The sequence below is a fragment of the Marinomonas sp. genome (assembly GCF_965225885.1).
GTDB lineage: Bacteria > Pseudomonadota > Gammaproteobacteria > Pseudomonadales > Marinomonadaceae > Marinomonas.
Window position 1 is genome coordinate 4,373,594 of the sequence record NZ_OZ245329.1, and the last position, 12,878, is coordinate 4,386,471.

The following is a 12,878-nucleotide window of genomic DNA, read 5'->3' on the forward strand; positions in this document are numbered from 1 at the left end:
TGTAACTACCTATCACAACATATTCTATAGAGAATTAAGGATAGGTAGATGCAAATGAACCAAAAAGAACTGGAAGCCTTCGCAAAAGAAGCCGCCAAAGGCATTAAAACGCCTGAGGATCTTAACGAATTTAGCCAAATGCTGAAGAAGATTACCGTTGAGGCGACCTTGAATGCAGAGATGGATGAGCATCTGGGTTACGAGAGACATCAAAAATCCTCGTCAACCAACAGTCGTAATGGTAAGAACAGTAAGCGTATTAAGACGGAAGATGGTGAGTTTGAACTGGATACGCCTCGTGACCGCGAAGGTTCTTTTGAACCAAAGCTGGTCAAAAAGCACCAATCCCGCTTTACTTCCATGGACGATAAAATCCTATGGCTCTACGCGCAAGGTATGAGCACCCGAGACATCGTCAATGCCTTCGATGAATGGTACGGTGCTGAGATATCTCCGACACTGGTATCACGTGTTACCAACGCGGTGATCGAGCAAGTAACTGAATGGCAAGCACGCCCCTTGGATGCCATCTATCCCATTGTGTATCTTGATTGTATTGTGTTGAAAATCCGCCAAGATAAGCGTGTTATCAATAAATCGATTTTCTTGGCACTCGGTATCAACACCGACGGTCATAAAGAACTCATGGGCATGTGGATTGCTGAGAACGAAGGGGCTAAGTTCTGGCTAAACGTCCTCACTGAGCTTCAGCAGCGTGGTGTAGAAGATATTCTCATCGCTTGTGTTGATGGTCTAAAAGGCTTCCCAGAAGCCATCAATGCCGTTTTCCCACAAACCAGCATTCAACTGTGTATCGTGCATATGGTACGCAACTCATTGAAGTATGTATCATGGAAAGACTACAAAGCGGTGACGGCGGACTTAAAGCAAGTTTACCGCTCTGCAACGGAAGAAGAAGCCTTGTTGGAGTTAGATCGTTTCGCAGGCGTCTGGGACGATCAATACCCGCAAATCACCAAATCGTGGCGCAATCACTGGCATAATCTTAATACACTGTTTAGTTACCCTGACGATATCCGCAAAGCGATCTACACAACGAACGCTATTGAATCACTGAACAGTGTCATCCGTAGAGCCATTAAAAAACGTAAAGTCTTCCCAAGCGACGATTCTGCGAGGAAAATGGTTTATCTTGCCATTAGAGAGGCCAGTAAAAAATGGACAATGCCCATTCAAAACTGGCGCCAAGCGATGAGTCGATTTATTATTGAGTTCGAGGAGCGACTCGAAAAGCACCTTAACTAAATGGTAGTTACACAGAATCTGTTACAGGGTCCCAGAATTTAACGAAGTTCTTTGACCATCGGATGAATCACTTTTCACATCTACATATTTCAAGTCATCAAGCTTCAAATATATTCCATCACGAGGTAAGTTCGTCATTCGAATAAACTTACTACCCACATCAGAATAATATTGAGCCCAATCACGAGAACCACTGGTAATCGTTTCAGTTATTTTACCTAAAGCATAACGTTCCCAGCCCTTAGGAATCATCATTTCACTCCTCCGGCATCCGCCGCTCTTGCGCATCCCTGCGCTCGCGGCACTTGGGCATCCTGCCCATCGTAACCCAACTCCTCTAAGAATCCGGCCATTTGCGCTTCTAGGTCGCTCAGTTCGGTTTGCAGCGCGAGTCGTTCTTGGCGCACGACCATCAGGTCGATTTCGTCTTCTTCCACAAAAGTGTCTACATAACGCGGGATGTTGAGGTTGTAGTCGTTCTCGGCGATCTCACCTAAGGTCGCAAGGTAGGAATATTTGTCGGTGGTTTCTCTGTCTTTATAGACTTGGACGATTTTCTGGATATTCTCGTCAGTGAGAAAGTTTTGGTTTTTACCTTGTTTGAATTCTCGGGAACCATCGATAAACAGCACTTTATCGTCGGTTTTATGCTTCTTGAAAATCAAGATGGCCGCCGGAATGCCGGTGCCAAAGAAAAGTTTTTCAGGCAAGCCGATCACGGTATCGAGTAAGTTTTCTTCGATCAATTTCTGACGAATTTTGCCTTCGCTGGACGCACGAAATAACACGCCGTGGGGCACCACCACGCCCATGCGGCCGTTTTCTTCGTTTAGGGTTTCGATCATGTGGGAAATAAAGGCGTAATCGCCTTTGGTTTTCGGCGGCACACCGCGATGGAAGCGGTTGAATACGTCGTTTTCAGCTAGACCGTGGCCCCATTTTTCCAGACTGAATGGTGGATTGGCGGTTACCACATTAAAGCGCATCAAGGTGTGATTGCTCTGGTCAAGTGTGTCAATCAAACGCGGATTACGTATGGTGTCGCCCCACTCGATGCGGTGGTTGTCTTCCCCATGCAGGAACATGTTCATTTTCGCCAAGGACCAGGTAGAGCCGATGGATTCTTGACCGAACAAGGCGTAATTCTTCGAGCCGTTGAAGTTCTTTTGGATTTGCTTGCCACACTTCATCAACAAGGAAGCCGAGCCACAGGCTGGATCACAAATGCTGTCACCTTCTTGAGGTTCTAACACGATGGAGAGTAAATCCGAGACTTCCGGCGGCGTGTAAAATTCCCCTGCGGATTTACCGCTGCTGGCGGCAAAATGCTTGATCATATATTCGTAGGCGTTGCCGATCACATCCAAAGAGCCAACGCGGCTGGGGCGCAGGTTGAGCGTCTCTTTGCCGAAGTCTTCTAGTAAATGGCGTAGCAGCTCGTTCTTTTGTTTTTCTTCACCGAGTTTGTCGGTATTAAAACTGATGTCTTGGAAGACGTTTTTCAGCTTGGCGCCGTTAGCCTCTTCGATGGCGTGAAGTGCTTTGTCGATGCGTGTGCCATTGCCCGCTTGATGACGCTGCTCGTACAGATCCCAAAAGGTCGCCCCGTCGGGAATCTGAAACGATTGGCTGGTCATCATGGCTTGCACCATCTCGGGTGCATCGGCGAATTGCTTGGTGAGGTCGTCGAGTTTGTCTTGGCGTACATCGGAAATGTATTTCAAGAACAACATGGTCAGTACAAAGTCTTTGTAGATGGAAGAATCAATAGTGCCGCGGAAAGTATCACACGCGGCCCAAACGGCGCTGTTGACTTCGTTTTGATTGATATTGCTCATTTTCATTCCTGAATGGTGTCACGTTTGCATAATTTGCATGAGTCGTCGCTGGATTAAACCGTAAAAAAACAGACAAGTTTCACGACGCTAAATGCTGGGGATTAAGCCTCGGCAGCCTTGCCATGTCAACCTTACAGACGGCTTGTACTGTAAAACAAAAAAAGGCGAACCAAGTTAGTTGGTTCGCCTAAAGCGGTTGTTACATTTATCGGTTCAGGGAATCTAGGTGGTTACTCAAGCATGTTGGTAATAGCCGTATTCGTTTTCGTATTCTTCATAGATGTCGCGCGGCATTTTCTTTTGCGGTCTCATCTTATGAAAGGCGGCTTTAAGTCGCGTAGCTTTGTGTTGTAGTCGCTCGAGACGTCGTGTCACGGTGCGACTTGTGCGACTAGCCGCGCTGTCTATGGCGGCATACATATCAGCTTGTTGTTCACTAATGACCACTTCTTTTTGGCCAGTGAGTTTGACCAAAACTTGGCAGTGTTTGTCTTCACCACCTTTCGGACCGTTGACGTCGGTAAGCGTCACGGTCACTCGTTGAATATTGTCATAACGGGAATTCAAGGCAAAATTAAGACGACGTTTCACATAAGCTTTAAGGCTTTTGGTAAGAGCTAGACGACGTGCTTGGACTTTGATTCTCATCTTGTTCTCCTTCACTCATGAATGAGTAAGTTATGTTGGAAACTTCAAGTTACTAACAAAACTCATAAGATATAATCGAATTATTTATGTAAACAGTTAGTTTTTCTCGAAGTATGGTGAAATATGATCAATTTCAAACATTTGCATTATTTTTGGATGGTGGCAAAGCAAGGCAGCATTACAAAAGCCAGCGAACATTTGCACATTACCCCGCAAACCATCAGCGGACAGATTAGTTTGCTAGAAGAACAACTGGGCAAAGACCTATTCAACAAGGTCGGTCGTAACCTCGCGTTGACCGATACAGGCCATATGGTGCTGAGTTACGCCGATGAGATATTTTCCTTAGGCAGTGAGCTGGAACAATCAGTACGCATCGCATCGACCGATAGAACGCAATTACTGCGCGTCGGCATTGCGGATTCGATCCCAAAATCCATTGCTTATCGATTATTAGCGCCAGCCATGGCGTTAGAAGATCCGATACGACTTGTCTGCAAAGAAAACAGCTTAGAGGATTTATTGGGCGAGTTAGCCTTGCATAAATTAGACCTTATTATCGCTGATGGTCCGATTCCTCCACACTTGGGTGTGCGTGGTTTTAATCACTTTTTAGGGGAATGTGGTACGTCTTTTATGGCGGCACCAAACCTAATCGAACAAGGTAAAGCGGATTTTCCAAAGAGTTTAATAGGCGCGCCTTTTTTGATTCCGAGTGACCAATCTTTAATACAAATTCAACTCTTACAATGGCTAGAAAAACACCATATCCATCCAAAAATCATGGGCGAGTTTGACGACCGAGCCTTAATGAAAACCTTCGGTCAGGCAGGCGCAGGCGTGTTTATCGTGCCATCGGCCATTGCGAATGAGGTAGCGCAGCAGTTTCAAGTGAAAGTCATCGGCAGCAGCGAAGAAATACGCGAGCAATTCTTCGCCATTGCCACCGAACAACGTCTCTCCAACCCTGCTATTGTCGCCATTATTGACGCGGCGAAAGGCTGGTTAAAGCATAAATAAGAAAGCAAAAATAGCAGCGCTTTATAGGCTCTCTTTTAGGCTTTTTTTAGCTCGCTCTATCAGATCAGACGGTTTCATTTGCCAAATCAATTTGAAGCCTTTTGCGCCTAGATAGAGAAACAACACTGGGATCAACACAGTATTAAAGGCAAACAGCGCCAGCAATGTAAGGAAGTCGTTTACCAAGCCATTGAGGGTTTCCACATACTCACTGATCTTGTCTTTAAAATGACTCAGCCCAAAGGTGCTTTGTTTAATGGATGAGAAAAAGCCTTGGTCTTCTAAGGTGAGATTGCCTAGATCAGCAATGGATCGCTGCAAGGCATTTATCTTATTTTGCGAGGTCTTGATGTTTTGTTCTGTACGCTGACGATCATCACTCAGGGCGCTTTGCTGTGTACGCAAGTCCGCTAATATTTCATCGTTATTAAACAGAATATCTAAGGTAGACAACATCTCTTTGCGCGCGGCTATTTGACGATTGAGAGATTCATTCTGAGCGGTTAGATCCACCAATCGCTCATCATGTTTCGACAGGGTTTGTTGCTGTTCGTCTAGTTTGATTTGAAGCGTCTGTTTGTCTTTATCAAGGGATTGTTTGAGATCCGCCGCAACACCTAGTCCTGTCGTGACCTCGTTCATGTCCTCAGAATGCACTTGGATTTTATCCATGGTTTGTGTCTTTTCTTCATTCAAAAACGAGGCATCAACCAAGGCCGATAACAAAACCACCAGCACCAATAAAAACTTCGCACCAACCGCCGTCACAAAGACTTTATAAGCCACTTCAGTTAAACGACTTTTTGCCCAATACAAATAACCAAACAGCAAACCCGACAAGGTAACAAAAGCTTTGAAATACACAGTGGCAATGATTTTCAGCAAAATGCTTTGAAAAATAAGCGACGACACCGCCACCTTCATTACACCAGAAAAATCTTCTACCATGTCGTTGAAAGGATCTAATAACTCGCCAATGGTAACGGAGCTGACAAACACACTGATTTGGATGCTTTGCAGTACAGAAACGGTGGCGTTAAACAATTTCGCCAAGCCAAATGCGCTTAACGCCTGCACCAAGGAAGAGGAAACATAGTCGGATGCCTTGGTATCTAAAAAGCCCCACCAAGAAAAAACAATCGCCAGTAAGATAGCAATGTAATAACCGTTAATGTGTTTTGCTTGTTTGATCACGTTTTAACACTCTTCTTTGCAGCGCTTATTTATAACAGCATACAAGGTGAAATAGCGACAAAACACAACTAAGAAGAAAAACGAAGACGTTAGAAACAAAAGAAATGATTTCGAAGAGAAATGGTACGCCCGAGAGGATTTGAACCTCCGACCTTCGCCTCCGGAGGGCGACGCTCTATCCAGCTGAGCTACGGGCGCATTGCTTGTTGCGTGGCGGTGATACTTTTGCATGATGCAAAATGAGCCAGAACAAATTGGAGTGCGTATTCTAAAGGAAATCCTTCAAGATTCCAGTGCTTAAAGCAATAAAGAACAGATATAGGCGGTTTTTTATTGCTTTAGCATCAGTCAGGTTTTCTTGATCGCCGTTTATAGCGTGAACAGTGAATCAAGCACAAAACACCTACCCGATTTTATGCAGTTCCGTCACGTTAAACTCGGCAATGACATCTTTAGTCACTTCAAGAAAGGCGTTAATGTGGTCTGTTTTCATATGATCTTGCCAAACGTCGTAATTACTCCAACGTTCGAAGTAGACAAACGCCTCAGCGTTCTTGTTGTCTTGATGAAGGTCATATTGCAAGCAGCCGACTTCTGCGCGAGTAGGCACAAGTAAAGCTTCTAGAGCGGTTTTTAACTCTGCGCCTTTGCCTGAATGGGCGGTAATGTTGGCGACGAGAACTAGTTCGGTGGTCATGTTTTTTTCCTTGTCTTATTAACATGTTATAAAAATAAAGTAGAAGCAAAACACAAAGCGAAAGAAAAAATTACACGATGGAAATCACGCCTTTGTGTTCTAATAACTGTATCGTTTTTGACTCTAAATCGCTAAGGATTCATTGTGACTTTTTCTATCACGACTTTTACACAAGGCATCGTTTTTCTTAGTGTCGTTTGTCTCGCTCTAGGGCTTTCTTCTTTGGCAAGTGCAGCACGTTCAGGCGAAGCACTTTACAACAGCTATTGCATTGCTTGTCACATGAATGGCGTCGCAGGCGCACCGAAATTTGGCAAAAACGCCGACTGGCAGCCGCGTATTGAAAAAGGCATGGATATCTTGTTAAAACATGCAACCAAAGGTTTTAAGGCCATGCCACCAAAAGGTTTATGCTTTGATTGCAGTGAAGATGAGCTACGTGGTGGAATTCAATTCATGATCGACAAGAGTTCGAAGCCTTAACTGAAACCTTAAGTTAGCCATTAAGCATGGCTTTTAACGCCGATAATGACGCTTGACCGCGTTCTTTTTTCGCGCTTTCACCTTCGTCACCGCGCCCTTCCCAAACAAGATCTTCTTCCGGTAGTTCATCCAAAAATCGACTCGGCAAGCAGTCAATTTCTTCGCCGTATTGGCGACGTTTCGCCGCTAAAGTGATGCACAAGGTCTTTTTCGCTCGGGTGATTCCCACATAGGCCAAACGTCGTTCTTCTTCGATGTCGTCGTTCTCTATACTGTTTCTGTGTGGTAGAAGTTCCTCTTCACAACCGATCAAAAACACATGGGGATATTCCAAACCTTTGGAAGCGTGAAGTGTCAGAAGCTGTACTTTGTCTTCATCTTCCTCTTCTTCTTGGCGCTCTAACATGTCAATTAATAGTAACTTGCTAATTGCTTGATCCAAGCCTGCTGTTTCGTCTTCTTCCCATGCGGATTCCATCATGCGTTGAATCGAGTCCAGCAAGAAGCGCACGTTCTCAATACGTCGATCACCTGCTTTATTGGAAGAAGTTTGCTCTTGAATCCAGCCGTAATAATCCATGTCGTGAATCATTTGCTCGATCACGGGCACAGGCGATGCACCGCCTTCTAAACGCTGGCGCAAGGTGGACATCCAACGTTCAAAATCTTGCAAACTTTTTAACGAGCGACCTGTAATGGTGTCTTCTAGCTCTTTGTAACCCGATGCTTCAAACAAACTCACGCCACGTTCGGTAGCAAGGTTACCGACCTTTTCTAACGTTGCAGGGCCAATTTCTCGGCGTGGTAAGTTCACGATACGCAAGAACGCATTGTCGTCCGATGGGTTCACCAAGAGACGTAAATAGCTCATTAAATCTTTGATTTCTGCCCGCGAAAAGAACGAGGTGCCACCGTTTATCTTGTAAGGAATACGGTAGGCTTGCAGCTTAATTTCTAAGAGGCGCGCTTGGTGGTTACCACGATACAAGATGGCAAAGTCTCGATAAGGAATTTCATGGCGCAAATGACGTGATTGAATTTCGGCTGCCACGCGTTCAGATTCTGCATCTTCGTTTCGCGTGACCATGACACGAATCGGATCACCTTCTTCGTGATCACTCCACAAGGCTTTATCGTAGATGTGCGGATTGTTGGCGATTAGCGTATTCGCAGCTTTCAGAATGATCTTGGTCGAGCGATAGTTTTGCTCCAATTTGACCAATTTTAAGCTAGGATAATCGACCGATAAGCGCTCTAGGTTTTCTGGACGCGCACCACGCCACGCATAAATAGATTGGTCATCATCACCCACCAAGGTAAAACAACGACGAAAGCCTGCTAGCAAACGAATTAATTCATACTGGCTGGCATTGGTGTCTTGGCACTCATCCACCAGCAAGTAGCGGACTTTGTTTTGCCAACGATCACGCAGCTCGGCATCAGCCATTAATAAGCTAACCGGTAATAAAATTAAGTCGTCAAAATCCACCGCGTTGTAAGCACGCAAATAACGCTGATATTGCACATAGACTTGCGCGGCTAGCAGAAACTCTTCAGTGTCCGCATTGGTCATGGCTTCTTGCGGCGTGGTGAGATCGTTTTTCCAGTTAGAAACCGTATTTTGGCAATAAGCTGCGGAATCGGTTTGACCGTTAAATTCTTTGTCGAGGATTTCTTTGATCAGACTAAGGGAGTCTTGGGAGTCAAATAAGGTGAAGCCTTCTTTTAAACCCGCGCGTCGATATTCTTTACGAAGAATCCGTAAGCCTAAATTATGGAAAGTCGAGATACTCAAGCCGCGACTTTCTTGTTTAGACAGCATGCCGACAACACGCTCTTTCATTTCTCGCGCCGCTTTATTGGTAAAAGTCACCGCGATAATACTGTTAGCTTTGAAGCCACATGTTTGAATCAGATAGGCTATTTTTGTGGTGATTACGCTGGTTTTTCCCGATCCAGCACCCGCCAATACTAGCAAAGGACCATCGATCTGTTTGACGGCGTCTAGCTGACGCTCATTCAAATTACGAAGACGATGGGATATGGACGGCATTGACTCACTCATGGAAAAACTCTGGCTCGTATGGCTATAAAAAATCAGCCGTAAGTGTACCCGACAATGAGTCTTGCCGCACTGAGAGAAAAAACCAGAAGAGCAAAAACAAAAGGCACAAAAAAGGGATGCGCAAATAGCATCCCTTTTTTGACGATAACGAAATATCTTATTTAGAGATCTTTGCTGTTACTTTCAGCGACAGGTCGACGGCTCCAATAGCTCGCCAACAAAGAACCTGAAATGTTGTGCCACACACTGAAAATCGTTCCAGGTAGCGCCGCCATTGGTGTAAAGAATTTCACCGCCAGCGCCGCCGCTAGACCAGAGTTCTGCAAGCCGACTTCAAAAGCAATGGTACGACAAACGCGCGCATCAAAGCCAAGCAAGTAAGTGACCCAGTAACCTAGGGTCAAACCAATCGCATTATGAATAATCACAGCGGCCGCAACGACCAGTCCTACTTGAACGATCTTAGAGGCGCTCAATGCCACCACAATGGCAATAATTAGTACGATGGCAAACATCGAAATATAAGGAAAAATTGGTTCTGCCTTACGGACAAATTTTGAGAAGAAAGTGTTAATCAAAACACCCGCTGCGACAGGCAATAATACGATTTTAAACAGGCTCATCAACATACCAGCGACAGGTACATCGACACTTTGACCAATCATCAAAGACACTAGGAATGGCGTTAATATCACACCCAACAAGGTAGAAATAGCCGTCATAGAAATAGACAGCGCGGTATCGCCCTTCGCTAAATAACACATCACGTTCGATGACGTACCACCAGCGACACTGCCGACTAGCAACATACCAACGGTTAATTCCGTATCAAAACCAAACGCAAAGGCAACGCCAAACGCCGCAATCGGCATGACTAAAAATTGCAACAAAACGCCCACGCCAACGGCTTTGCCGTTCTTCAACACTTGTTTGAAGTCCGCTGGACTTAAGGTCAATCCCATCGCCAACATAATGAGGGTTAATAACGGAACGATTTGAGTTTTCAATCCGACGAACAAATCCGGTTGAAAAAAGGCGATTGCTGACAACAACAAGGCCCAAACAGGAAACAGCTGGATAACCATAGACAAAACTCCACATAAGCCACTCGCCCTTGTCGCCAATAAATCAACAAACGCGGCACGCAACGACTATTTAATTATTATTAGCCCAAAAACGGGAAGAGGATTGTATCGAAATGAAAAGAGTTAAAATAGCTTTCGTACGCTTAAAGCATCTTAAAAAGAGAGCAGTACAGCCACGCCCCACTCTTCAGAATCATGCTTTATATTTGCATCAGCAACAGTAGAATCATTTTTAAGTGGAGAACCAAATACTTCCCAGTATTTATAAAAAGGTTCGATAACTATCCCACTGCCATTGGTATTCAGAAATTGACGAAAATTTAAATAGAATCGATAACCGCGACCGTCTTTTTGAGACAAGTCTACAGTTTTGTACGCCCCAGGCTCTCCTAAGCGTGTTTCGTTATTTGACAATAAAAGATTATCGAATTCAAAACGCCCGCCAACTACCCAAGCGTTATCGCCCATTAGCTGCTGAATTTCGACACCAATTGGATTGTATAAATAAGTTTGCTGGCTTTTGTAGCCAACGACAGAAGTGGAAGATATATCATTGCTAGAATCAACGGTTGAACGACGATAACCCAAACCTAAATACGGCGTGAGACGATAAGAATCATTCACATAAAAGGCTCGCCCCATCATGCTGCGCAATTCATATAATTCATCTTTTATGCCTTTTATCTCACCAGCTCCCTTATAATTCACATCGCCACTGGCATGAGACAAATCAACCAAAAGGACGGTAAAAGGAAAATAAGCAGAATATCGCGCATTAATACCAGACGTCCTTCCCCGCTGAGAAACACCGCCTGTTTCAGAATAATCAATAGAAGAAATATGCGGCCCTAATTCTAAATCGAAACCACGGGACTCAGCCAAAGAAATGGAACCAAATAACATAAGAAAAAGCATAAACAATATTCTAAACATCCATTTTTTCCTCTATATTTATTGTTAGCTTTTTATCACGAATACGAGAAATAACCTACTCCCTGACATGGCTAATTAATTAAGAAGACACCGCCATAGATAACGTCTTCTCCATTTTCCGATAACTCAACGATTCCATTAAGTGTGCTCTGGTAACGGGAGAATCGCTTAAATCTGCCAAAGTAAGCGCGACTTTTAAGACTCGATGGTAGGCACGAGCCGAGAGCTTTAACTTTTCCAACGCCTGTTGCATGAACCGCTTATCGTCATCACTTAACGCACAAATGACTTCTAACTGACGGCCACTTAGTAACGCATTTTGCACCCCTTGACGTGATCTTTGTATCGCAACGGCGCGCTCTACTCGCTCACGAACACTATCGCTGCATTCTCCTTCTTCTTGAGCGTTCACCAAGACATTAGAAGGTAGAGGCGGAACTTCTACGTGTAGATCGATACGATCCAAAAACGGCGCTGAAAGTTTTTTGAGGTATTTTTGGCTGGCGCTGGATTGGTAATAGTCCTGCCCGCCATTATAAGCTTCATTGCTGGCGTTCATCGCTGCGACCAGTTGGAAGCGAGCAGGAAAAGACATCTGCCCACGCGCACGGGAAATATGCACTTCACCGTTTTCTAAAGGCTCACGCAGTACTTCTAATACTTTGCGATCAAATTCTGGAAGTTCATCAAGGAAGAGTACACCACAATGTGCCAACGAGGCTTCACCTGGCTTAGGGATTGAACCACCTCCCACCAACGCCGCAGCAGAACAAGAGTGATGCGGTGACCGAAACGGACGTTCGGACCAATGCCAATCAAGTCCCATTTTTCGCCCTGCTACCGATTGAACAGACGCCACAGCCAGTGCTTCGGCTTCAGTCATAGCAGGCATTATGCTTGGTAAGCGTGACGCCAACATGGTTTTGCCTGTTCCTGCTGGACCAATAAATAATAGATTATGCCCACCCGCTGCGGCGACTTCTAAGGCTCTTCGAGCTTGATATTGGCCTTTTACATCGCGCATGTCTTTATGATCCAAAGGTAAAGGCTCGGTGGGTTTTGAAACACAAGCAGATAAAGCGGTTTGTTTCAAAAGATGCGCAGTGACTTGTGTTAAGTGTTTGGCAAAAACAGCATTGCCTTCCACCGATGCGGCTTCTTGCTGATTATCTTCCGGTAAAATCAGTTGACGATTCGCCTGATGACAAGCAATGGCCGATGGCAATAAACCGGGCACGCCACGAATATCACCCGACAGAGCCAACTCACCGATAAACTCTGTGTCTCGAAGATTCAAATCTCCGAGTTGCCCAGACGCAACTAATACGCTGATAGCAATGGCCAAATCATATCGGCCGCCCTCTTTGGGTAAATCTGCTGGTGCTAGGTTAATGGTGACACGTCGGGTGGGAAATTCAAAATGGCTGTTGATTATCGCGCTACGCACACGATCTTTTGCTTCTCGAACGGCCGCTTCAGGAAGCCCCACAATATTTAGAGAAGGCAGTCCGTTTGATATATGAGTCTCGACTGTTACTAGCGGGGAGGACACGCCCACACGGGCACGACTATAAATAGTGGCTAAACTCATGATCACTCCTTGATCAAATTATTTGTCTGGTACTTTATTACATGAGAAGCAATCCAGC

The 12,878-nt window shown here is 45.0% G+C and carries 12 protein-coding genes and 1 tRNA gene; 3 read left to right on the forward strand and 10 right to left on the reverse strand.

The annotated features are described in order from the left end of the window. Positions 1–54 precede the first annotated feature (54 nt). Complete coding sequence (locus tag ACO05V_RS20910) at positions 55–1,266, forward strand: IS256 family transposase (RefSeq protein WP_421856882.1); 1,212 nt, start codon at positions 55–57, stop codon at positions 1,264–1,266. Positions 1,267–1,287: 21 nt separating this feature from the next. Here ACO05V_RS20910 and ACO05V_RS20915 read toward each other — a convergent pair whose 3' ends face one another. The 3 genes from ACO05V_RS20915 to ACO05V_RS20925 form a co-directional block, all read right to left on the reverse strand. Next, positions 1,288–1,521, reverse strand: coding sequence for a hypothetical protein (locus ACO05V_RS20915; protein WP_421856141.1), 234 nt, complete (start codon positions 1,519–1,521; stop codon positions 1,288–1,290). Then, complete coding sequence (locus tag ACO05V_RS20920) at positions 1,518–3,104, reverse strand: type I restriction-modification system subunit M (RefSeq protein WP_421856144.1); 1,587 nt, start codon at positions 3,102–3,104, stop codon at positions 1,518–1,520. The genes ACO05V_RS20915 and ACO05V_RS20920 overlap by 4 nt, the downstream gene beginning before the upstream one ends. Positions 3,105–3,338: 234 nt before the next feature. Next, a complete protein-coding gene (locus tag ACO05V_RS20925; protein WP_421856147.1) occupies positions 3,339–3,752 on the reverse strand; it encodes an HPF/RaiA family ribosome-associated protein in 414 nt (137 codons plus the stop codon). A 123-nt stretch (positions 3,753–3,875) separates the two neighbouring features. Between ACO05V_RS20925 and nhaR the strand changes: the two genes are divergently transcribed. Beyond that, positions 3,876–4,772 carry a transcriptional activator NhaR gene (gene nhaR / locus ACO05V_RS20930; RefSeq protein ID WP_421856150.1) on the forward strand — a complete coding sequence of 299 codons (897 nt, stop codon included), beginning with the start codon at positions 3,876–3,878 and terminating at the stop codon, positions 4,770–4,772. 21 nt (positions 4,773–4,793) lie between these two features. Here nhaR and ACO05V_RS20935 read toward each other — a convergent pair whose 3' ends face one another. From ACO05V_RS20935 to ACO05V_RS20945, 3 genes are all read right to left on the reverse strand, one after another. Further along, positions 4,794–5,966: a hypothetical protein gene (locus ACO05V_RS20935; RefSeq protein WP_421856154.1), complete on the reverse strand. Its 1,173-nt coding sequence runs from the start codon at positions 5,964–5,966 to the stop codon at positions 4,794–4,796. A 121-nt stretch (positions 5,967–6,087) separates the two neighbouring features. Beyond that, positions 6,088–6,164, reverse strand: a tRNA-Arg gene (locus tag ACO05V_RS20940). A gap of 205 nt (positions 6,165–6,369) precedes the next feature. After that, positions 6,370–6,663 (reverse strand): putative quinol monooxygenase, encoded by a 294-nt coding sequence (locus tag ACO05V_RS20945; protein ID WP_421856157.1) that lies wholly within the window; start codon positions 6,661–6,663, stop codon positions 6,370–6,372. Positions 6,664–6,807: 144 nt separating this feature from the next. On the opposite strand from ACO05V_RS20945, the gene ACO05V_RS20950 reads away from it, so the two are divergent. Further along, a complete protein-coding gene (locus tag ACO05V_RS20950) occupies positions 6,808–7,146 on the forward strand; it encodes a c-type cytochrome (RefSeq protein WP_421856160.1) in 339 nt (112 codons plus the stop codon). Positions 7,147–7,159: 13 nt separating this feature from the next. On the opposite strand, the gene rep is transcribed toward ACO05V_RS20950, so the two are convergent. From rep to ACO05V_RS20970, 4 genes are all read right to left on the reverse strand, one after another. After that, complete coding sequence (rep, locus tag ACO05V_RS20955; protein ID WP_421856163.1) at positions 7,160–9,211, reverse strand: DNA helicase Rep; 2,052 nt, start codon at positions 9,209–9,211, stop codon at positions 7,160–7,162. Positions 9,212–9,372: 161 nt separating this feature from the next. Continuing rightward, the gene (locus ACO05V_RS20960) at positions 9,373–10,296 is read right to left on the reverse strand and encodes a bile acid:sodium symporter family protein (RefSeq protein WP_421856166.1); all 924 of its coding nucleotides are present in this window, start codon (positions 10,294–10,296) and stop codon (positions 9,373–9,375) included. Positions 10,297–10,449: 153 nt separating this feature from the next. Continuing rightward, entirely contained in the window at positions 10,450–11,229 is a 780-nt protein-coding gene (locus tag ACO05V_RS20965; protein WP_421856169.1) for a hypothetical protein, read from the reverse strand. 79 nt (positions 11,230–11,308) lie between these two features. Next, complete coding sequence (locus tag ACO05V_RS20970; protein WP_421856171.1) at positions 11,309–12,820, reverse strand: YifB family Mg chelatase-like AAA ATPase; 1,512 nt, start codon at positions 12,818–12,820, stop codon at positions 11,309–11,311. Positions 12,821–12,878: the final 58 nt, after the last annotated feature.

What these genes read in the sequence shown, in the direction of transcription:
- ACO05V_RS20910 (WP_421856882.1), top strand. Translation starts at nt 55, where the DNA reads ATGAACCAAAAAGAACTGGAAGCCTTCGCAAAAGAAGCCGCCAAAGGC.
- ACO05V_RS20915 (WP_421856141.1), bottom strand. Translation starts at nt 1,521, where the DNA reads ATGATGATTCCTAAGGGCTGGGAACGTTATGCTTTAGGTAAAATAACT.
- ACO05V_RS20920 (WP_421856144.1), bottom strand. Translation starts at nt 3,104, where the DNA reads ATGAGCAATATCAATCAAAACGAAGTCAACAGCGCCGTTTGGGCCGCG.
- ACO05V_RS20925 (WP_421856147.1), bottom strand. Translation starts at nt 3,752, where the DNA reads ATGAGAATCAAAGTCCAAGCACGTCGTCTAGCTCTTACCAAAAGCCTT.
- nhaR (WP_421856150.1), top strand. Translation starts at nt 3,876, where the DNA reads ATGATCAATTTCAAACATTTGCATTATTTTTGGATGGTGGCAAAGCAA.
- ACO05V_RS20945 (WP_421856157.1), bottom strand. Translation starts at nt 6,663, where the DNA reads ATGACCACCGAACTAGTTCTCGTCGCCAACATTACCGCCCATTCAGGC.
- rep (WP_421856163.1), bottom strand. Translation starts at nt 9,211, where the DNA reads ATGAGTGAGTCAATGCCGTCCATATCCCATCGTCTTCGTAATTTGAAT.
- ACO05V_RS20960 (WP_421856166.1), bottom strand. Translation starts at nt 10,296, where the DNA reads ATGGTTATCCAGCTGTTTCCTGTTTGGGCCTTGTTGTTGTCAGCAATC.
- ACO05V_RS20965 (WP_421856169.1), bottom strand. Translation starts at nt 11,229, where the DNA reads ATGTTTAGAATATTGTTTATGCTTTTTCTTATGTTATTTGGTTCCATT.
- ACO05V_RS20970 (WP_421856171.1), bottom strand. Translation starts at nt 12,820, where the DNA reads ATGAGTTTAGCCACTATTTATAGTCGTGCCCGTGTGGGCGTGTCCTCC.